Genomic DNA, 20,807 nt, shown 5'->3' with positions numbered 1-20,807 from the left:
CCCTCCGGAAGCGCGTTGCCTCCGAAGGGGATCTCTTCGTGTGCTGGGAGTCAGCTCGTGGGAACTTCCTCGGTCGTGGTTGTCGTTGTAGTCGTCTCTTCGGGAGTTGTCGTCTCGATCGTGGTTTCCGGCGTCGTCGTTGTCTCCGGAGTCGTTGTCTCCGTTGTTGTTTCCGGAGTCGTCGTCTCGATCGTCGTTGTCGTCGTGGAGGTGGTCGATGTCTCGACTGTGCGCCACGTCGCCGTTTCGACATCAACCGAAACCGATGACGATGAGTTCTCGGTCAGACCGAGCTTCCAGACCTGCGTCGTCGAGTCGGTCGATGACGTGACCGACGACTTCTCCAGCGACGACGAGGACACTGTTCGTGCGACGTTGTCGCTGCAGGTGAGGTCGATCGTGCCGGTCGACGCAGAGCTCGGTGCCTGGCAGCTCACGCTGCGATCGTCGACGCGGAAGGTGAAGTTGCCGATGGCGTCTCCCGTTCCGGAGAACTGAGTCGGAACGGGTGCGGCGCTGCTCGAAGAACTGGCACTCGACGATTCAGACGCTGTCGACTCTGCCGCGGATGCGCCAGGAGTCTCCGACGCTGCAGCGTTCTGCTGTTGTGCGGATGCGGCTGACGAGTCGGGTGCACCCTCTGGCACACCGCCATTCGACTGTGCACGCTCGGCGACCTCGGCTGCGGCCTCGGTGCTGCCGGCGCGCGCCAGCCCGTTCTCGGCAGCGGCCTCGTCGGACTTCGCGACGAACGGAGTGTTCAACGCAGCAGGAGTCGGCAACGTACTGGCAAGCGGCGGAAGTCCACTCACGTCGATTATTCCGCCGACCGGGCGTTCGAACTGCTGTCCATTCGCCAGGTTGAGCAGCGTGAGCACTGCCGAAGCAGGGGTTGCGGTGTTCTGGGGCGCCTGATTGAGCACGGTCGTGGTGTTGTTGACGACGGTGACGTTCTGAGTGTTGTAGGCGATCCGGGTCACCTCATGCGAGTGGTAGTCGTGCCACGGGTGTCCGCTGAGGCGATAGCCGCCGAGAGGCGTCGACGCCGGCGGTGCCAGCGGATTGCCGCACGCGCACCGCACACGCGGGACGCCAGCGCCGTCGACGAGAACCGCTGTGCCGGACTGCAACACCGACTGGTAGGCGTAGGCGCTGCCACCCTGGTACGAGTGATTGGTCACCCAGGTGTCGGCGGTCAGCACCACCGGAGTGAGGGTGTTGAGGTAGTAGGGGATCGCGGCGGTGTCGATGCCGAAGACGCTTGCCCACGCGCCGGCTTGGCTCGGGTTATTGGACAGGTAGTTTCCGAGAGCTGCTGTGTCGCAGGTCGAATCGCCACCTGCGTACAGGCCGGGCTGAGTGCCGGAGACCACGCGAGCACCGTTGTCCGCGGCACCCGCCTGCCGCGCGAGCTTGAGATTGCTCGGCAGTTCCTTGTTGGTCAGTGCGACGTTGGGGCCGAACGGATCTGGGCCCGCTTCACCGGAGGTCAGGAGACTGAGTCCGGGTATCCGAATGCCACCGTCCTTGCCTCGCAACACAAGAACGAGAACTGTGGCCAGAACCAGCGCGAACACCACGACGATCGCGACCAGTGCGATGGTCCGATTGCGTCGCTTCTGTTGGTCTCGCATCTGCTGGTACGGGCCGGTGGGCGGCATCGCCGGAGCGCCGAAGGTGCCGGAAGGGGGATATGACAATGGATACTCTCCTGGTGTGCAGACGTGTAAGCGCGCATCACCGGTTCCCGCGACCGATGTCAGACAGGCACCAGTATCGAAATGTCTGATTCGCAGAGCAACCATTTGATCGTGAATTCACCCGTTCAGACCAAGAACTCGCATGTTCGGACTACATCGACCGGACCACGTGATTGCGGGAGAACGTCGAACTCGACAGTGACGCTGCGTGCCTCGTAAACGGGTGGCGCCGACGGCGATAGTCGCGAACGATGGTCGGTATGTCTACAGCCCCTGACACCCAGCCCGACGTGCTGACCGCATTGACCCGTAAACCCGATCGTCAAGGCGATCGCGCATTGCTCGACGACATCCTCGACACAGCGCAGGTCGGAACGCTCTCGACAGTGGTCGACGGTTGGCCGTGGTCTGTGCCAATGCTGTTCGCGCGTGTCGGCGACGACATCATCCTGCACGGGTCCACCGGTGCAGGCGCACTACGACAGGTGGCGTCGGGCGCTCCGGTCGCGTTTAGTGTCTTTCTGCTCGACGGAATTGTGGTGGCCGAGACTCTGTTTGACCATTCCGCCAACTACCGGTCAGCAGTGGTACGTGGTGTGGCACGAGATGCCGAACTTCCGGCCGAAGTGTTGGATGCACTGAGCGACAAGCTGATTCCCGGTCGTGTTGCTGAAACGCCAACGACGACACGCAAAGAGCTCGCCGCGACAACCGCGTTGCGGCTGCCGATCGTCGACGGCGAGTGGATTGCCAAGGCGCGGACTGGCAGACCCGGCGCCGACACCGACGCGTGGACCGGCGTGGTACCCGTGCGCACGGTGTTCGACGACCCGATCACGTACACCGGCGATCCCGCCGCGGTCCCGGCTTCGGTGCGCGCACTGGTGGGGTGAGGGACCGGCGGGCGGGGTGGTCTTGGCTTGGGTGGTCTCGACTCGGGTGCTCGCTGCGCTCGCGCCCGCTCGACCAGCGGGGAAGGCGCCCGCTCGACCAGCGGGGGGGAGGCGCCCCGACTCGGCTTGGGTGGTCTCGACTTGGGTGCTCGCTGCGCTCGCGCCCGCTCGACCAGCGAGGGAAGGCGCCCGCTCGACCAGCGGAATGGAGCCCCGCTCGACCAGCGGAATGGTTCCCCGCTCGACCAGCTGGGGAAGGCACCCGCTCGACCAGAGGGGGGTGCCTGCTCGACCGGTGGGAGAGGCTGCCGCCCGTCAGCGCTGACGTAGGACGAACCGCTGGATCTTGCCGCTCGGCGTCTTCGGCAGCGCGTCGACGAAGTGCACCGTGCGTGGGTAGGCGTGCGCGGCGAAGCCGGTCTTGACCAGTTGTTGCAGCTCGGCCTCCAGCGCATCGTCGCCGCTGACGCCGTCGGCCAGTACGACGAACGCCTCGAGTACCTCGCCGCGCAGGTCGTCGGGTCGGCCGACCACCGCGACGTCGATAACCGACGGGTGGGTGATGAGGACGCTCTCGACGTCGAACGGGCCGATCCGGTAGCCGGCCATGATGATGACGTCGTCGTCGCGGGAGCTGAAGAAGAAGTTGCCGTCGGCATCGAGGTGGCCCGTGTCGCCGGTGAGGTACCAACGGCCGTCCTCGGTGTAGCGCGACGCGGTCTTCTCCGGGGCGTCGAGGTATCCGGCGAACCAGTAGCCGGTGCTGGCTGGGACGTCGATCGCGATCTGTCCCGTGACGTTGGGTTCGGTGACGGGGGCGCCGGCGTCGTCGACGATTCCTGCGGCGAATCCGGGCATCGGCTGTCCCATCGAACCGGGGATCAGTGGTCGACGCAGGTCGTCGGCCCAGTGGTTGTTGATGAACATGCCGTGCTCGGTCTGGCCGTAGTGGTCGCGAACCTCGGTGCCGAGAGCTGTTCGCGCCCAGGTGATCACATCGGGTGTCAACGGCTCGCCCGCCGACGATGCTCGGCGCAGCGAGAAGCCGTTGATCGCAGGGTTCTTGCTCAGCGAGCGGTACACCGTTGGCGCGGCGGCGAAGTTCGACACGCCCAGTTCGGTAAGCACCGTGGCGGTCACCTCTGGGGTGAAACCCGCCTGCAGCAACACATTTGGTCGGCCGATCGCCATCGGGCCGAGGATGCCGTAGTACAGGCCGTAGGCCCAGCCGGGGTCGGCGGCGTTCCAGAAGACGTCGGTGTCGGAGACGTCGAGGCCGTAGCGCATGTAGCAGGAGAACGACGCCAACGCGCGCAGCGGAACGGGCACACCCTTCGGAGCGCCTGTCGTGCCGCTCGTGAACAGCAGGATCAGGGTGCCGTCACCGCCGACCGCGACGGAGTGGTCGAGGGGATCGTTGTCGGCGATGAGAGCGTCGAACTGCTCGCCCGCGACGATCGTGGTGAGGCCGTCGATGTCGTCGAGCTTCGGTGCCTGGCTCGGCTCGGTGATCACGATGGAGGCGCCGCCTGCCCGCAGTCGCATTTCGATCGCGGGGGTGGCGAAGGCGGTGAAGAGCGGAATGTAGACGGCCCCGAGTCGGGCGAGTGCCAGTAGCGAGACGACGAGCTCGGTGCGCTTGCCCATGAGGACTCCGACGCGGTCGCCGCGCTCGACACCCATACCGGCGAGCGCGGTGGCGAGGCGTCGAGACTCCGCTGCGAGCTGGCCGTAGGTGATCTCGACACGCTCGATCAGCGGGGAGTGCTCGATCAGCGAGGGTTGCTCGGCCGGCGGGGACTGCTCGATCAGCGACTGCGCGGCTTGCGGGGAGCGCGGGGCCTGCGTGGACGGCACGGAATCCCGCAGCGAGACCGTGGTGAACGCGACCGATTCGGGGTCGTGGCGGTCCACCAGCAGCGACGCAGCGTTGGCGTCGGGTGAGCCGAAAAGCTCCAGCCAGGCGTCGAGGTCGGAGGTGACAGCCGGGGTCAATTGCGCCTGAATCGACTCGCGTCGCGCGCGGTCGCCGGCCAAGGACGTCTGTGTCATATCCACACCTTTACTGCCAGAGTAAGCTGAATCACATTCGAGGAGTGATTCTCGAATGCGACGTCGCATGGGCAGAACCCCCCGAAGAGGGGTCAGGAGGTAGGTGGTGACATGGCTGAGTCGTTGACCGCGCCGGTCACCGATGCGTTGCGTCGTCTGCGTCGCGGCACGGGTGTGTCGTTGGCGTTCGGTGGTGTGGTGCACGGCTCGCGCGGTCTGCGTCTCCGACATTTCGTCGGCGACACCTACGGTGCGTTGAACGGCGTTGCCGTTGATGCCGGGCACGGACTCGGCGGCAAGGTCATGGCGCTCAATCGCCCGATGGTCGTCGACGATTATCTGCGTACCCCGCGGATCACCCATCGGTACAACGCGATCATCGCGGCCGAGGGCCTGCGTGCGATGGCGGCCGCGCCGGTCATCGTCGAACGCAGGCCTGTCGCGGTGATCTACGGCGCTTTGCGAACCGACGAAGCCATCGGCGATCGGACGTTGGACGCACTCGCTGTCGAGGCGCGTGAGCTCGAACAGCAGATCGTCGCCTCGCGCGCGACGGTCGCGTCCGACGCCGCTGCGGGTGATGGACTTCGTGATCGGATCACCGAGGCCTACGCGCAGCTCCGCACACTGGCGAGAGACGTCGACGATGTCGCCGTCGCGGATCAGATCGCGCGTATCTCCGACCTCCTGCTCGACGGTGAATCGGACGAGCCCACGACGCTCAGCCTGACCCGTCGTGAACAGGATGTGGTCACCCTCGCCGCACTCGGCTACACCAATGCGAGAATTGCCGAGGAGTTGAACATCGGGGTGCAGACCGCCAAGGGATACATGAAAGACGTATTGCGCAAGCTCGGTGCGTCGAGCCGGCTGGAAGCCGTTGTCATTGCTCGACGTTCAGGGTTGCTTCCGTAGCTATGGCCGGAAACACGTCGGTTCCCGGAGCATCGGTTGCTGCGCGAACCCTCGCTTTACTCAGCACATTCGACGAGGCGCATCGTGCGTTGACGCTCAGCGAGATGGCTCAGCGCGCCGACCTTGCCGTACCCACCGCGCATCGGCTCGTCGGTGAACTGGAACGGTGGGGTGCCCTTGTTCGACGCCCCGACGGGCGGTACGTCATCGGCAGACGGGTATGGGATCTCGGCTTGCTCGCGCCGATCCAGACCGGAGTGCGCGAGATCGCCGAACCGTACGTCTACGACCTGTACGCCGCGACAAAGGCGACGGTGCATATCGCGGTGCGCGAGGGAACGTCGGTGCTCTATGTCGATCGGATCTCGGGGAACGAATCGGTGCCGGTGGTGAGCAAGGTGGGTAGCCGGTTACCAATGCCGCCGACTGGGGTGGGCAAGGTGCTGCTTGCCTACGCGCCCAAGGAGATTCGCGATGAGGTCATGGCGTCGTTGACGCGGGTTACCCCACGGACTCTGATTAGCCCGCAGCTTTTGGAGCAGCAGTTGCAGCGCGTGCGCGACGAGGGCTACGCGACGACGGCGGAGGAGATGACCGTGGGCGCGTGTTCGATCGCGGTACCGGTATGGGGACCCGACGGGGTGGTCGCGGCGCTGGGCGTGGTGGTCGGGACTCTTCGCGGAAATCGCCCGCGACTTCTCGCGGCGCTGCAGGTTGCGGCGCGAGGCATCGGGCGACAGCTCGGCGCCCCGGGGCCGGTTCCGCCCGGGCGCGCGGGGGTCGCCGACAGCGCGTAGGTGGTCTCGACAGGCTCGACCAGCGGGGAGGGGCTCGACCAGCGGGTGGTCTCGACAAGCTCGACCAGCGACGGACGGCTCGACCGGCGACGGAGGGGCTCGGCCAGCGGTCAGGCGTCTTCCGCGAACGTCTGCTGCGCGATGCGGAAGGCCGTATTGGCGTCGGGCACACCGCAATAGATCGCGGACTGCATGATGACCTCCTTGATCTCGTCCAGGGTCAGGCCGTTGCGGCGGGCGGCGCGCAGGTGCATCGCGAGTTCTTCGTGGTGTCCGCGGGCGATGAGCGCGGTCAGCGTGATCATCGAGCGGCTGCGGCGGTCGAGGCCGGGGCGCGTCCAGATGGTGCCCCACGCGTACTCGGTGATGAACTCCTGGAACTCGCGTGTCAGGTCGGTTGCGGCAGCGGTCGCGCGGTCGACGTGTGCGTCGCCGAGCACCTCGCGTCGTACTGTCATGCCGTCGTCGTAGCGGCTCATCGGGGCCTCTCTGCTAGTCGGGTTCGGGTCAGCTCTTGTGCTCTGCGCAGGGTCGCGTCGACGAGAAGTGGTGCGACGCCGACATTTTGGCCAATCGGGTCATGGCCGGCAAGCTCGGCCATCGATCGTTGTTCGGACAACACCGAAGTCCCGGCGGCCGACAGGTTGAATGCCATCGCGTCTGCATGAACGTCGAGATTGCTCACCAGGTCGGTGGTCTGCGATGCCGCGACGACGCCGCGCCGCAGCAGGATTCGCAGGGTTGCCCATTCGGCGTGCCAGCCGCCGGGTGTGCGCTCGTCCACGGCATCGGCCGATGCGAGTTGCAACGTCGATGCCAGTGCGGGAGTGGTTATCGCGGCGCGTCGAATCAGCACCGACAGTACGGGATTGGCCTTGTGTGGCATCGTCGACGACCCGCCACCCGCGCCTTCGGTGACCTCACCGATCTCCGACCTGCTCAGCGCGAGAACGTCGTTGGCGATATGACTCCACGACGACATGGCGGTGGTTGCTGCAGCCGCGAAGCGGGTGAACGGAGTACGTACGACGTGCCAGGGCGATGCTGCGTCGAGGTCGAGAGAGTGTGCGGCGCTCCGTGTCACCGCCAGCGCAGTCTCCTGCGGATTCTGTTGCGCAGCAGCTAGTTCGACGAGAGCCGACAACGTGCCCGCGGCGCCACCGAACTGGGCGGGGAACTGCAGTCCCGTGACTTCGTCGTACGCGTCGAGCACGCCGTCGAGCCAGTGCGCGACCTTCATCCCGAAGGTCGACGGCACCGCCTGCTGGGTCAGCGTCCGAGCGATCTGCGGTGTCTCCCGATGCTTCTCCGCGAGGTCGCTGAGCACATCGACCTGGGTCAGCAACTCGCCAGCGATGCGAGTGAAGGCGCGTCGCGATTCGAGGACCAGCGCGGCGTCGACGACGTCTTGGCTCGTCATGCCACGGTGGAGCCAACTCGCAGCGATGGGACTCACGCCCTTGCGGAGCGCCGAAACGAGCGGGATGACCGGGTTGCCTCCGGCCTCGGCTTCGACCGACAGCTGCTCGAGATCGAGATTGGCTGCAGCAGAGGTCAATTGGTCGACGGAGACCGCGGCGTCCGCAGGTGCCACACCGTGTTCGACGAGGGCGCGAGACCACGCCGACTCCACGCGCAGCATTGCGTCGCGGATGGCGGCGTCGGTGAAAAGGTCTCCGGCCCGGTGGTCGCCGGGCCACAACAGATCGCTCATGACTTCCAGTGTTGCAGGAACACCGTCTCCGAATCGCCCTGTAGGTGAATGTCGAAGCGGTATCCGGTGTCGTCGGGGACCGCGATCAGTGTGGCCCGACGACCGGCATCGACACCGGAGAGCACGGCGTCGTCGAGACTTTCGTGGCCGGGTACGTAGGCGCGGGTGAGCAGGCGATCGAGCAGGCCGCGAGCAAAGACGCACACGGCGAAGAACGCTGCCTCGCCAGGACGTGTCGCGCCCGGTGTGACCGTGCTGAACGAATAGTGGCCCACCCGATCGGTTTTCGCGCGACCCCAGCCGGTGAAGGTGAAGCCGTCGCGCCGCAGGGAACCGGGGGTGGTCGGGATGCTGCCGTCGGTGTCGGCCTGGCGGATCTCGATCAGGGCGTCCGGAATCGGCATGCCGTTCCCGTCGAACACAGTGCCGTGCAGGCGAATTCGATCGGGATGACCCGATGGCACGAGTTCGTTGTCGCCCGGGTAGGGCAGGGCGTAGTGGAAGAACGGTCCGACCGTCTGGCCGGGTGTCGGGGCGAGGCTCATTCTGCTTCCTCCATCGGGGTGCGTGCGCTACCGGTGAGCACGATGTCCCAGCGGTATCCGGTGCACCATTCGTGCTGGGTCAGGTCGTGGTCGTAGGTGGCGACGAGTCGAGCGCGTGCGGCAGGGTCGACGATCGACTGATAGATCGGGTCGAGGTCGAACAGCGGGTCGCCGGGGAAGTACATCTGGGTGACGAGTCGCTGCGTGAAATCGGTTCCGAACAGCGAGAAGTGGATGTGCGCAGGCCGCCACGCGTTGTGGTGGTTCTTCCACGGATACGGCCCGGGTTTGATGGTGGTGAAGTGATAGTTGCCCTCGTTATCGGTGAGGCAACGGCCGACACCGGTGAAGTTGGGATCGATGGGTGCGTGATGCTGGTCGCGCTTGTGGATGTAGCGCCCGGCGGCGTTGGCCTGCCAGATCTCCACCAGCTGGTTGCGCACCGGACGGCCGTCGGCGTCGAGCACGCGCCCGGTAACGACGAGTCGCTCGCCGACGGGATCTCCGTTGGCCTGGATGGTCAGATCGGCTTCGAGGGGGTCGACGTCGCGCTGCCCGAATGCGGGCGCCCACAGTTCGATTCCCTCGGGGTCGGCGTGGTGCGGGTCCTTGGTCGGATGCCGCAGGATGCTCGAGCGGTAGGGGGCATAGTCGAGTCGGGGTCTGAGTTCTTCAGCGGCTCCAGCAGCGCGCTCACGTCGGTATTCGGCTGCGAGCGAGCCGATTTCGGCGTTGATCTGGGCTTGTGTCCCCGTCGCGGCGTCGGACGAGATGACGGGTGGGGCGGCGTCGACGTCGGGCGCTGCCTGCTCCTGACGCGGGATCAGTGGTGTGGCCATCCTGTGTAACCTTCTGCGAGATAGGTGGATCCGGCCTCGGACGAGACCAGTGTGGTGAGCTCACCGAGCTGTCGGAGCTCATCGAAGTCTGTGGCGTCGGAGATGCGGTGGAGCATCGTCGTCATCCAGTACGAAAAGTGTTGTGCCTTCCAGACGCGTTCGAGGGCGCGCGTCGTGTAGGAGTCGAGCGCGGCGTCGTCGTTCTTGAGGAGAGCGCGTTCGATGACGTCGGCGAGGACGCGGACATCGGCGAGAGCAAGGTTGAGTCCCTTGGCGCCGGTGGGTGGCACCGTGTGGGCAGCGTCGCCTGCGAGGAGCAACTTGCCGTCGCGCATCGGTGACTGCACGAAGCTACGGAAGGGCAACACGCTCTTCTGGATGATCGGCCCCTCCTTGAGCGCGAAGCCGTCGCTGCCCGCTAGGCGGCGCTGTAGTTCTGCCCAGATGCGGTCGTCGGACCAGTCGGCCGGGTTCTCGGTGGGGTCGCATTGGAAGTACATGCGCTGCACGGTCGGGGTGCGTTGGCTGATGAGCGCGAAGCCGTGCGGCGATCGGGTGTAGATGAGTTCGGGTGCGCTCGGCGGCGCCTCGGCGAGGATGCCGAACCATGCGAACGGGTACTCCCGGAAGTAGCGCTGCGGATCGTCGACGAGATCGCGGCAGATGCTGCGCGAGCCGTCGGCTCCGACGACGAGTTCGGCCGCGATCTCGTGACGTGCGCCGTTGACGTCGGTGTAGGTGAGGCGGGGTGCCTCGCGGTGGTCGGTGACGGCCGCGTCGGAGATGCCGTAACGCAGGTCGCCACCATCGCGGATGCGTGCTGCGTGGAGGTCGAGGAAGACGTCGGTCTGTGGGTAGAGCCAGCACGACGCCCCGACGAGCTTCTGGAAATCGATGCGGTGACTGACGCCGCCGAAGCGGAGGTCGATTCCCTGATGCTCGTAACCGTCGCGCAGGACCCTGTCGGAGACGCCCGAATCGAGTAGCAGTCGAACGCTGTCGCGCTCGAGAATGCCTGCGCGATGGGTGGTTTCGATCTCGTGGTGGGTCCGGTTGTCGATGACGACGCTGTCGATTCCTGCCACCGAGAGCAGGTGCGAGAGCGCGAGCCCGGCGGGTCCGCCGCCGACGATGGCGACCCGCGTTCGCGTCGTGCTGGCGTAGTTGGTCATCTGTGACCTCCCTTCAGGGAGAACCATAGGGAGAGCTGAGTCACAGAACCTAGCAGAGCTTTTCACTGAGTGAGAAAGCAGAGCGCAAGACAACGAAATCGGTGGCACCAGTCGTCGGAAACTGTCACCGTCGCTGCATGGCGAGATCCACCGCCGGCGAGTCGGTCCTCACGCGTGCCGTACGCATACTCGAAGTCTTCGACCCGGACAACGTGGCGATCCCACTCACTGTCATCGCCGAACAGGCCGACCTCCCGCTATCGACGGCTTCGCGACTCGTCGACGAGTTGGTGGCACACGGACTGCTGCGCAGAGACCACAATCGCCGAGTTCGTATCGGAGTGCGATTGTGGGAACTCGCGTCCCGCGCGTCGCCGACTCGCGACCTCCGCGATGCCGCCATGCCATTTCTCGAGGATCTCCACGCGGTGGTTGGTCATCACGTCCAGCTCGGGGTTCTCGAGGACGACGAAGTGCTCTTCATCGAGCGACTGTCGAATCCGGGGGCGGTCATCAACGTCACCCGAATCGCCGGCCGGTTGCCTCTGCACGCCTCGTCGTCGGGCCTGGTGTTGCTCGCCAACGCCTCGCCCGTACTGCAGGACCAGATATTTCGACGTCCGTTGACGTCGTACACCGCCCAGACGATCACGGACCCGGAAAATCTGCGCGCTGTACTCGCAGAGATCCGTCGCACCGGCGTCGCCGTGTGTCCCGGGTTTATCCACGACGACGCGCTCGGGATTGCGGTCCCGTTGAAGAACAGCGCGGGCAAAGTGGCCGCGGCACTGTCGGTGATCGTGCCGTGCACCGACAATCCGATGGCTCACATCCCCGCACTCCAAGCGGCCGCACACGGAATCCGTCGCGAGCTCGGCCGACCGATCGTTCCTGCGCCACCCGAGGTCTGACCGGAACGACACAGTCGCACCCCGGCCCACTTCCATTCAATGGAAGTGACGTTGTGCTGTGCCGTACATGCAGCCACTGTGTGTGACCATGACCACAGCAACTGCACCCTCGGATGCCGCGGGTCGGGAATCCGACGTACCGCGCCTCGTCCCATCGGCCGCTGCGGACGGCCTGACGTTGAAGGTCGTCGACAAGCAGATGATCGCCGACGGCGTGTGCGCGATCACGCTCGCACACCCCGACGGGTTCAGGCTGCCCGACTGGGCGCCCGGATCGCACATCGACGTCGTCCTTCCGGGCGAAAAGGTCCGGCAGTACTCGCTTTGCGGCGACCGCTGGAACCCGTTCTGCTTCCGGATCGCCGTACTCCGGGAGCCGCAGGGTCGAGGTGGCTCGGCATACATTCACGACTGCCTGGAGGTGGGCGATGTGCTGCCGATCGGTGGACCGAGAAACAACTTCGCACTCGTACCGTCGTCGCACTACCTGTTCATCGCAGGCGGAATCGGAATCACGCCAATTCTGCCGATGATCAGCCAGGCCGACCTCCTCGGTAGTGACTGGTCGATGCTCTACGGCGGTAGAACGTGGTCGTCGATGGCCTTCGCCGACGAACTCGCCACCGACTCGCGCGTGTCGGTTCGGCCCCAGGACCAGCATGGCCTGCTCGATCTCGACGAAGCATTGGCGGCGACTCCAACAGACACCACCATCTACTGTTGCGGCCCCGCGCCACTGCTCGACGCCGTGGGAGCGGCGGCCAATCGACACCGCCCGGGCCGACTGCGTATCGAGCGGTTCGTAGCAGCCGAGTTGGCTGCGCCCGCCCGCAACTGCGACTTCGACGTGCACCTCGCCCGCAGCGAAAGGACCATCACCGTCGCACCAGGCCAGTCGGTACTCGAGGCGATCAACGCCGCCGGCATCCCGATGCTCTCGTCATGCCGTCAAGGCATCTGCGGCACCTGCGAAGCCGACGTCCTCGACGGTATTCCCGACCACCGCGATTCGCTCCTGACCGACGCTGAGCGGGCAGCCAACTCCTGCATGTTCGTGTGCGTGTCCAGGTCGCGTTCGGACCAGCTCGTCCTCGACCTCTGATTCGACCCGAAAGTTCCGCGCCATGAGTGCTTCGGCCACCACACAAGAAAAGGCAGTCCGATGACCCTGACACACCCCGAAACGCATGCACCAGATGTCGGCTCCGGCCTTCCAGAAACCGATGCCGACCCGTTCGGTTCGGAGATTCTCGAAGACCCCGGCGAGTTCCACGCGGCGCTCCGTGACGCGGGACCGTTGGTTCACCTCAAGCGATACGACGTCTACGCGATGGGCCGTTACGAGGAAGTGCATGCAGCGCTCACCGACTGGCAGTCATTCCAGTCCGGTGCCGGGGTGGGACTCAGCAACTTCCGCTTCGAAAAGCCTTGGCGCCCGCCGAGTCTGCTCTTGGAGACCGATCCTCCCGTCCATGACGCACCACGAGCTGTGCTGTCGTCGATCCTCAATCCGCGGGCCCTGCGTCGCCTACGCGAGCACTGGTTCGCCGACGCCGAGGACTTCGTCGAATCCCTCCCGGACGGCGAGCTCGACGCGATCACCGATATCGCACAAAGATTTCCGCTGCGGATCTTCCCGGATGCGGTGGGCATCGGCGCCGACGGCCGCGAGAACTTGCTTCCCTACGGCGACCATCTGTTCAACGCATTCGGACCGTCGAATGAACTTGTGCAGAAAGGGCTTCCGCGCATTGGGGAGGTCTCGGCATGGGTGAACGAACAGTGCGCCCGGGAGTCACTCGCGGCAACGGTGTACGGCGGTGAGCCTACTTTTGGCGGTCAGATCTGGGCGGCAGCAGACCGCGGCGACATCACCACCGAGCAGGCGCCGACCATCGTGCGCTCGCTCTTGTCGGCGGGCGTCGACACCACCGTGCTCGGTATCGGGGCAGTGCTCGCGAGCTTCGCCACCCATCCCGACCAATGGGAAATGTTGCGCCGCAACCCTTCTCTGGCGCGTATCGCGTTCGACGAGGCGGTGCGCCTCGAGTCGCCGGTGCAGACGTTCTTCCGCACCGCGACACACCCTGTGATGGTCGGCGATCACCTGGTGCCGGACGGCAAGAAGATCCTGATGTACCTCGGCTCGGCCAACCGGGATCCGCGCCGGTGGCGGAATCCCGACACCTTCGACCTGACGCGCGATCCTTCGGGGCACGTCGGTTTCGGCATGGGTATCCACCAGTGCGTCGGACAGCACGTCGCACGCCTGGAAGCCGAGGCGGTACTCGCTGCCCTGGTGCGCAGATTCCGTCGACTCGACGTCGTCGGCGTCCCCCGTCGCCACCACAACAACACGTTGCGTGCGTGGGAACACTTCCCCATCGCACTCGTGCCCTGACTCCGATATCTACATCCATTCCCTGACAACAACATCCAGTCCACACAGAGGAAGAAGGACCACATGATCACCTACGACAAGCTTTTCATCGGGGGATGGACGACTCCCGCGTCGAGCGAACGGATCGACGTCACCTCGGCGAGCACCGAGGAGCCCATTGGGTCGGTTCCCGCGGCTACCGAGGCAGACCTCGACGCCGCAGTTGCTGCCGCGCGTAGAGCATTCGACGATCCGCAGGGCTGGCCGAATTGGGAACCTGCCCGTCGTGCGGATGCGCTCGATCAGCTCGCCGACAAGCTCGAGGCCAAGGGTGAGGAGATGGCTCGTCGCGTATCGGCGCAGAACGGTATGCCGATCGCCATCTCCTCACAGCTCGAAGCGGGCTTCCCGCTGATTCTCCTGCGCTATTACGCGAATCTGTTGCGCGGCTTCGATTTCGAGGTCGAGCAGGACCACCTGATGGGTGGCAAGACCTACGTACGTCGCGAGCCGGTCGGCGTCGTCGGTGCCATCGCGCCATGGAACTACCCTCAGGCGTTGGCCGCGTTCAAACACGCACCCGCCCTGGCGGCAGGGTGCACGATCGTGCTCAAGCCGTCACCGGAGACAGTCCTCGACGCCTTCCTGTTCGCCGAGGCGGTGGCGGAGACCGACATCCCCGATGGCGTGGTGAACATCGTGCCGGGTGGACGTGAGGTTGGCGCCTACCTCGTTGCCCATCCTGACATCGACAAGGTGGCGTTCACCGGCTCGACGGCAGCGGGCAGGCAGATCGCCACCACCTGCGGGCAGATGCTGCGCCCGGTCACGCTGGAACTGGGTGGGAAGTCGGCGGCCATCGTGCTCGACGACGCGAATCTCGATCTATCGGTGATGGGGGAGCGGCTCTTCGAGAGCCTGCTGGTCAACAACGGTCAGACCTGTTACCTGGGTACTCGAATCCTGGCTCCGGACAACAGGTATGACGAGGTGGTCGACACACTGGCCGCATTCATGTCGAGCCTTCCGGTCGGCGACGCACTCGATGCGTCGACGATGATCGGCCCGATGGCCAGCCGCACTCATCGTGATCGTGTCGAGGGATTCATCGATAAGGGGAAGGGCGACGGCGCACGTGTGGTGGTCGGTGGCGGGAGGAGTGATCGAGACCGTGGCTGGTTCGTGGAGCCGACGCTGTTTGCCGATGTAGACAACAAGTCGACGATCGCGCAGGAGGAGATCTTCGGGCCAGTGTTGTCGGTGATCCGCTACTCCGACGATGACAACGCGATCGCGATCGCGAACGACTCCGACTACGGTCTCGGCGGTAGCGTGTGGACCTCCGATCCCGAACGTGGACGCGATATCGCACGTCGCGTGCGGACCGGCACCATCGGAATCAATCGCTACCTTCCCGACCCCGGTGCGCCGTTCGGCGGTGTCAAGGACAGCGGGATCGGACGCGAACTCGGGCCGCAGTCGCTCGACTCATATCTCGTCTACAAGTCCATCTACGCCTGATCACACGCCGGTCGTCGGCGAGGGGTGTCGACGACCGGCGTCGGCGTGTCAGGTGTCCCGGATACGTCCAATCCAGAACTCCGACAGCGCAACGAAGGGCTGTGCATGACAACAGGGGTGACGTCGGTGTCGTCGGTCGGCATGGCGGCGCATACCGAGCGTCCGAACGTTCCGCGGCAGGGCGAGATCCGCTCGACCAGCTTTGTCGGGCGTCGACGGCAGATGTCGGAGATTCGCGCGGCGCTCGGTGCGTCGAGGCTGGTCTCGCTGACCGGTCCCGGCGGGGTGGGCAAGACGCGCCTCGCGCTCGAAATGGCGCGCGAGGTGGGAAGGCTCTACCGCGACGGCGTCGGGTTGGTGGAGCTGGATTCCATTTCAGACGACGCCGAGGTCCCGGCAGCGGTTGTGCACGCACTCGGGATCAGTGATCAATCTGCCCGGGATCCGGTGCAGAAGATCGTCGACCATCTGTATGCCCGCGAAATGCTGCTCGTCCTCGACAACTGTGAGCACGTACTCGAGGGAAGTATTGCCGTTGCCGACGCGATCCTGCGGTCGTCGAGTCAAGTACACATCATGGCGACGTCGCGAATCTCTCTGGGTATCACCGAGGAACGACTGTGCTGTGTCCCGCACCTGACGATCCCGCCCGACGACGAACGCCACACGGCGGCCACGGTGGAGCAGTACGAGTCGGTGCGGCTACTCGCCGAGCGAGCGGCTGCGGCGGCACCGGAGTTCACTCTCGATGACACCACTGCCACCGACGCAGCTCAGCTCTGTATCAGGCTCGAGGGTTCGCCACTGGCCATCGAACTTGCTGTCGCGCGGCTGCGCACTTTGACGTTGTCGGAGCTCGTGGCACATTTGTCGGACCGTTTCTCCTTGTTGTCCAAGGGAAGTCGATCTGCCGCGCCACGGCAGCAGACCCTGCGCGCGATGATCGACTGGAGCTATGCGCTGTGTACGCCGTCGCAGCGTCGTCTTTGGGCGCGATTGTCGGTGTTTGCAGGCGGATTCGATCTCACCGCGGCAGAGGGGGTATGTACGGGAGAAGTCTGCGATACGTCGGGGTCGACGCCTCCCGACGACGCCGTACCGTGTGCGCCGGGGATGATCGACCTTCTCGGTGAGCTGATCGATCAATCGTTGCTGTACGTGGATACGACCGGACCCACCAGACGATTCCGAATGCTCGAGACCATCAGGGAGTACGGGGCAGAACGCCTGGCTCTGCTCGGCGAGGCGGAGGAGATCGCGCAGCGACACTGTAGGTACTATCTCGAACTCACCGAGACGATCACCGAAAATTGGTGCGGCCCTGATCAACACGGAGCTGTCTGCAGTCTTCGCGACGAACGGAGCAACGTGCGCGCGGCGATGGACTGGTGTACTTCGCGAGGCGACTACGAGACAGCGCTGAGGATCTTCAGCGCACTTCGGTTTCGGTGGTACGCCGACGGCCACATTGCCGAAGGTCGACGCCGCGCAGATGAGCTCCTCGACAACGCGGCGTCGGACCGCGTTGCTCCACATGTCCGCGCGAATGCACTCTGGGTTGCCGCATGGGTGTGTCTGCTCCAAGGTGAGCACCGCGCCGCCGACCGTCGACTCGGCGAATGCGCGCGCCTGGCAGAGCAACTCGACGATCCGCTGATCGACGGCTACGTACACAAACTGCGAGGACTGACGGCACTGTTCACCGGTGAACTAGACCTCGCCGTCGACCATTATCGCGCCGCGACATCGGCGCTACGTGACTGCGACGAATGGCCGGGATACTTGTCGGCGTCCTTCCAGTACGCGCTGGCCCTGGCGTTGTCAGGACAGAGCGACGACTGTCGTGCAGTGACGTCCGACGCCTTGGCGGTGTGCGCCGAACACGACGAAAGGTGGGACCGCTCCTACATCCAATGGGTTCGCGCACTGGATGATTGGCTGCGCGGCGACTTGCAGAATGCCGAAGCCCTGGGACGTGAGGCTGTATCTCTCCACGTGATCTTCAACCATTCCGTCGGTACCGCGCTGATGACCGAGTTGCTCGCGTGGATCGCACAGTCGGCTCGTCTGTCAGATCGGTCCGCTGAACTGCTCGGCGCGGCAGGCGCGCTGTGGGACCGGTCGGGGACATCGATTGCCGCCTTCGGTCCCGATCTGTCCGGCCTACACGCCCGGTGTGAACTCGAAGTTCGAACTGAGCTGTCTCCCAGCGGGTTACGAGATCACCTGCGCGGCTTCTCCGAACGATCTCACGAGGAACTGCTCACACGAGTGCTGGCGGACGAGCCGGCGAGTTCATCCTCTGAGGTCGACGGTGGCTGCTGCCCACTGTGTGGTGATGAATGCGCCGGGGATGGTCACGAGTTATGGCCGCAACCTTCGGCGATGAGTTCTGCACACGAAAACCCGCTCACGAGTAGGCAGACCGAGATAGCCTCGATGGTCGCACGCGGCATGAGCAATAGGCAGATCGCCGAGCGCCTCGTGGTGTCGGTGCGCACCGTGGAGAGCCACGTCGAACGGTCCTTGGTGCGATTGGGTTTTCACACCAGGACCGAACTCGCTTCGTGGTACGTGGCCGCACATCCCAGCGTGACGTAGCGCTGGCGCCGCATGTTCATGACCACCGTGCAGTAGCCCAGCTGCAGTAGTGACTGCAGTAGTCCTACGGACGCCCCAAACCTCGAGTGTGACGACGATTGCATCAGCGCTGATTGAGTGCGCTACATCACGTCCACCACTGGAGGAGGAACGATGCGTGTCGAGTTCGACGAACCGCGTTGCGACGGATTCGGTTTCTGCGAGGAGGTCGCTCCCGAGGTCTTCGAGACCGACGACGAGGGAATGCTGACCGTTCTCATGGAGGAGATTCCCGATGAGCTCGCCGACAAGGTCGAAGCCGCGACCCGCGCCTGCCCGGTCGCTGCGCTCAAACTGGCGAAGACGCAGCAATGAGTGCACGCGGTGCCGTCATCGTCGGGGGTGCTCTTGCCGGAATGACGGCGGCCAGCGAGCTTGCCGACCTCGGATACCCGCATCCGATCACAGTTCTCGGGGACGAAGCACACCAAGCATATGCGCGCCCACCGCTGTCGAAAGGTGTGCTCAAGGGGACCGACGAGGAACAGTCGGTGCTGTTGCCCGATTGTCCCAGCGGCCAGATCAGGGTTCGTGTGTCGAGCGCGGTCACCGGACTCGACGTCGGGGCCAGGCAGGTTTCATTAGCCGATGGGCGCGTGCTCGGCTACGACCACCTCATCATCGCCAGCGGTGGACGTCCTCGCCGACTCGGAGACGGCACCGGACAGCACGTCGTGCGCACGATCGACGACGCGCTCCGGCTGCGTGATGCGCTCGGTGAAGCCGATGACGTCGTAGTGATCGGCGGTGGCTTTCTCGGAATGGAAGTCGCTTCTGCTGCAGTCTCATTCGGCGCTCGCGTCCGCATCATCGACGTCCGCACACCGTTGGTGCAGGTTCTGGGCGAGACGCTCGGCAGCCTGACACTGGCGGCCGCACGCGAGCACGGGGTCAGCATCGAGGTTTGTCCCGGAGGAGTCGCCGTCGAATGCGAGGACTCGGGACAGGTCCGGAGGGTGACGTCGCGCGACGGGCGAGCATTTCGGGCGGACGTGGTGGTCACGGCGATCGGCGACGTCCCCAACACCGAGTGGTTGCGTGGAAGCGGAGTGACGCTCGACGCGCAGGGCTGGGTGGTTGTCGACGGCTATGCGAGGGCACAGGGCGACGGCTTCGCGTCCGGCGAGATACTCGCCGCGGGCGATGTTGCCATGCTTCCACAGAATGGTGAGCTTCGGCGAATGCCGCACTGGGAGAACGCCATCGGACAGGCCAAGGCTGTCGCACGAACCTTGGTCGAGGGGCCAAGAGAGAAGTACACACCAGACCCCTACTTCTGGACCGAGGCGTTCGGCATCGCCTACAAGATTGCCGGACCGATCCCGCCACAAGGCGACTTGGAGGTCATCTCCGGCGACCTCAACGAGCGTCGCGCGCTGGTCCGGTGGTCATCTCCGGCGGGAACGACCGTCGCCGCGGTGAACCACCGCATTCCCGTCTCCAGGCTCCGCAAACAAGCACGAGAGCAACAAAACGTCCCAGCAGTTCAGTTTCAATGAGGAAGGAACCGTCACAATGACAACAGCCCCGATCTCGGTCGACAGTGACATCGATCTGTTCACCGATGAGGCACTGGACAATCCGTTTCCGCTGTACAAAACGCTGCGTGATCTCGGACCTGCGACTCACCTGAGTGCACACGACATCTGGTTCCTGTCACGCTACGACGTCGTTCGTGAGGCGCTCAGCGATTGGGAGACCTTCTCGTCGGCGGCAGGACCAGGACTGAATCCGATCATCAACGAGGCATGGGCGCACGCGATCATCGCGGTCGACCCTCCTGTACACACCAAACTGCGCAAACTGTTCACCGACCGCCTCGGACCACGTCAGCTTCGTCCGTTGGCCGAGACGATCGACCAGCGTGCAGAAGAACTCGCCGACCGGCTCGTCGAGATGGGCGAATTCGACGGCGTCACTGACCTTGCCGAGGATCTGCCGGTCAACGTAATCATGGATCTTGTCGGCTGGCCGGCGGACGAGCGGGCGAAGCTCCTCGACTTCGCGGCCGGCAGCTTCGACTGCTGCGGACCACAGAACGAACGCATGGCCAACGCCATGCCCAAGCTGGCCGGGTCGGTCGAGTACGTCACCGAGATGTTTGATTCTCGACGCCTCGCTCCAGGAACATTCGGAGCAACGATCGCCGACGCTGCATATGAGGGTGAGATTTCCAAGGACGACGCGCTCGGGCTGCTGCTGGCCTACGTGGTCGCCGCATTCGACACCACCATCAACGCGATGTCGACCGGAACATGGCTGTTTGCAAGGCATCCCGAGCAATGGCAGAAGCTGCGCGACGATCCGTCGAAGGTTGCCGCTGCGTTCAATGAAATCATCCGTCTCGAAAGCCCTATCCAGTACTTCTCCCGAACCACGACCCGCGACGTGGATCTCGGCGAAGGGGTCGTGATCCCGAAGGATTCGCGGGTGCTGCACAGCTACGGCTCGGCCAACCGCGACGAGCGTCACTACGACGCTCCTGATGTCTTCGACATCGATCGAAACCCAATGGATCACCTGGGATTCGGACTTGGCAACCACGGTTGTGCCGGACAAAACCTGGCACGGTTGGAGGCCCTCGCGGTATTCAAGGCGCTGGTTCCGCGTGTACGTGGTTTCGAGTTGACCGGCGAACCGGTGCGCGCCCTCAACAACGTCACCCGCGGATTCGCCTCCGTCCCGGTGCGGATCTCCTGACCTCACGCATCACCACACCTGCTCACCG

18 protein-coding genes are annotated in these 20,807 nt (G+C 64.8%); 11 read left to right on the top strand and 7 right to left on the bottom strand.

Translation table 11 applies throughout. From position 1 onward, the window contains the following. Positions 1–50 precede the first annotated feature (50 nt). Positions 51–1,700 carry a DUF6777 domain-containing protein gene (locus ACRVY7_RS17125; protein WP_431817921.1) on the bottom strand — a complete coding sequence of 550 codons (1,650 nt, stop codon included), beginning with the start codon at positions 1,698–1,700 and terminating at the stop codon, positions 51–53. Between the two features lie 260 nt (positions 1,701–1,960). On the opposite strand from ACRVY7_RS17125, the gene ACRVY7_RS17120 reads away from it, so the two are divergent. Continuing rightward, positions 1,961–2,593: a pyridoxamine 5'-phosphate oxidase family protein gene (locus ACRVY7_RS17120; protein ID WP_431817920.1), complete on the top strand. Its 633-nt coding sequence runs from the start codon at positions 1,961–1,963 to the stop codon at positions 2,591–2,593. Positions 2,594–2,908: 315 nt separating this feature from the next. Here ACRVY7_RS17120 and ACRVY7_RS17115 read toward each other — a convergent pair whose 3' ends face one another. Continuing rightward, positions 2,909–4,645 (bottom strand): AMP-binding protein, encoded by a 1,737-nt coding sequence (locus ACRVY7_RS17115; protein WP_431817919.1) that lies wholly within the window; start codon positions 4,643–4,645, stop codon positions 2,909–2,911. Positions 4,646–4,756: 111 nt separating this feature from the next. Here ACRVY7_RS17115 and ACRVY7_RS17110 point away from each other — a divergent pair, with 111 nt between their 5' ends. After that, a complete protein-coding gene (locus ACRVY7_RS17110; RefSeq protein ID WP_431817918.1) occupies positions 4,757–5,560 on the top strand; it encodes a LuxR C-terminal-related transcriptional regulator in 804 nt (267 codons plus the stop codon). Between the two features lie 2 nt (positions 5,561–5,562). Then, entirely contained in the window at positions 5,563–6,357 is a 795-nt protein-coding gene (locus ACRVY7_RS17105) for an IclR family transcriptional regulator (protein WP_431817917.1), read from the top strand. A 110-nt stretch (positions 6,358–6,467) separates the two neighbouring features. Here ACRVY7_RS17105 and pcaC read toward each other — a convergent pair whose 3' ends face one another. Genes pcaC through ACRVY7_RS17080 form a run of 5 tightly spaced genes read right to left on the bottom strand, consistent with a single transcriptional unit; the run spans position 6,468 to position 10,627 of the window. Further along, positions 6,468–6,836, bottom strand: a complete 369-nt coding sequence (gene pcaC / locus ACRVY7_RS17100) for a 4-carboxymuconolactone decarboxylase (RefSeq protein WP_431817916.1) — start codon at positions 6,834–6,836, stop codon at positions 6,468–6,470. Then, the gene (locus ACRVY7_RS17095) at positions 6,833–8,071 is read right to left on the bottom strand and encodes a lyase family protein (RefSeq protein WP_431817915.1); all 1,239 of its coding nucleotides are present in this window, start codon (positions 8,069–8,071) and stop codon (positions 6,833–6,835) included. Before ACRVY7_RS17095 ends, pcaC begins: the two co-directional genes overlap by 4 nt. After that, complete coding sequence (pcaG, locus tag ACRVY7_RS17090; RefSeq protein ID WP_431817914.1) at positions 8,068–8,616, bottom strand: protocatechuate 3,4-dioxygenase subunit alpha; 549 nt, start codon at positions 8,614–8,616, stop codon at positions 8,068–8,070. Before pcaG ends, ACRVY7_RS17095 begins: the two co-directional genes overlap by 4 nt. Then, positions 8,613–9,455 (bottom strand): protocatechuate 3,4-dioxygenase subunit beta, encoded by an 843-nt coding sequence (pcaH, locus tag ACRVY7_RS17085; protein ID WP_431817913.1) that lies wholly within the window; start codon positions 9,453–9,455, stop codon positions 8,613–8,615. The genes pcaG and pcaH overlap by 4 nt, the downstream gene beginning before the upstream one ends. Beyond that, positions 9,440–10,627, bottom strand: a complete 1,188-nt coding sequence (locus tag ACRVY7_RS17080; protein ID WP_431817912.1) for a 4-hydroxybenzoate 3-monooxygenase — start codon at positions 10,625–10,627, stop codon at positions 9,440–9,442. The genes pcaH and ACRVY7_RS17080 overlap by 16 nt, the downstream gene beginning before the upstream one ends. Positions 10,628–10,764: 137 nt before the next feature. Here ACRVY7_RS17080 and ACRVY7_RS17075 point away from each other — a divergent pair, with 137 nt between their 5' ends. The 8 genes from ACRVY7_RS17075 to ACRVY7_RS17040 all read left to right on the top strand — a co-directional run bounded on the left by ACRVY7_RS17075 (position 10,765) and on the right by ACRVY7_RS17040 (position 20,779). Beyond that, positions 10,765–11,538 (top strand): IclR family transcriptional regulator, encoded by a 774-nt coding sequence (locus ACRVY7_RS17075; RefSeq protein WP_431817911.1) that lies wholly within the window; start codon positions 10,765–10,767, stop codon positions 11,536–11,538. Between the two features lie 88 nt (positions 11,539–11,626). Beyond that, complete coding sequence (locus ACRVY7_RS17070) at positions 11,627–12,640, top strand: PDR/VanB family oxidoreductase (RefSeq protein WP_431817910.1); 1,014 nt, start codon at positions 11,627–11,629, stop codon at positions 12,638–12,640. 60 nt (positions 12,641–12,700) lie between these two features. Beyond that, the gene (locus tag ACRVY7_RS17065; RefSeq protein WP_431817909.1) at positions 12,701–13,939 is read left to right on the top strand and encodes a cytochrome P450; all 1,239 of its coding nucleotides are present in this window, start codon (positions 12,701–12,703) and stop codon (positions 13,937–13,939) included. A 63-nt stretch (positions 13,940–14,002) separates the two neighbouring features. Then, complete coding sequence (locus ACRVY7_RS17060) at positions 14,003–15,439, top strand: aldehyde dehydrogenase (protein ID WP_431817908.1); 1,437 nt, start codon at positions 14,003–14,005, stop codon at positions 15,437–15,439. Between the two features lie 105 nt (positions 15,440–15,544). Continuing rightward, complete coding sequence (locus tag ACRVY7_RS17055; RefSeq protein ID WP_431817907.1) at positions 15,545–18,040, top strand: ATP-binding protein; 2,496 nt, start codon at positions 15,545–15,547, stop codon at positions 18,038–18,040. Between the two features lie 153 nt (positions 18,041–18,193). Continuing rightward, positions 18,194–18,394 carry a ferredoxin gene (locus tag ACRVY7_RS17050; protein ID WP_270485212.1) on the top strand — a complete coding sequence of 67 codons (201 nt, stop codon included), beginning with the start codon at positions 18,194–18,196 and terminating at the stop codon, positions 18,392–18,394. Beyond that, entirely contained in the window at positions 18,391–19,578 is a 1,188-nt protein-coding gene (locus tag ACRVY7_RS17045; RefSeq protein ID WP_431817906.1) for an NAD(P)/FAD-dependent oxidoreductase, read from the top strand. The genes ACRVY7_RS17050 and ACRVY7_RS17045 overlap by 4 nt, the downstream gene beginning before the upstream one ends. Before the next feature lie 16 nt (positions 19,579–19,594). Next, complete coding sequence (locus ACRVY7_RS17040) at positions 19,595–20,779, top strand: cytochrome P450 (RefSeq protein WP_431817905.1); 1,185 nt, start codon at positions 19,595–19,597, stop codon at positions 20,777–20,779. Positions 20,780–20,807: the final 28 nt, after the last annotated feature.

Origin of the sequence: Gordonia jacobaea (assembly GCF_965344965.1) — a bacterium.
GTDB lineage: Bacteria > Actinomycetota > Actinomycetes > Mycobacteriales > Mycobacteriaceae > Gordonia > Gordonia jacobaea.
The sequence above is the reverse complement of the archived record's forward strand: the minus strand, read 5'-3'. Positions and strand labels throughout refer to the sequence as shown.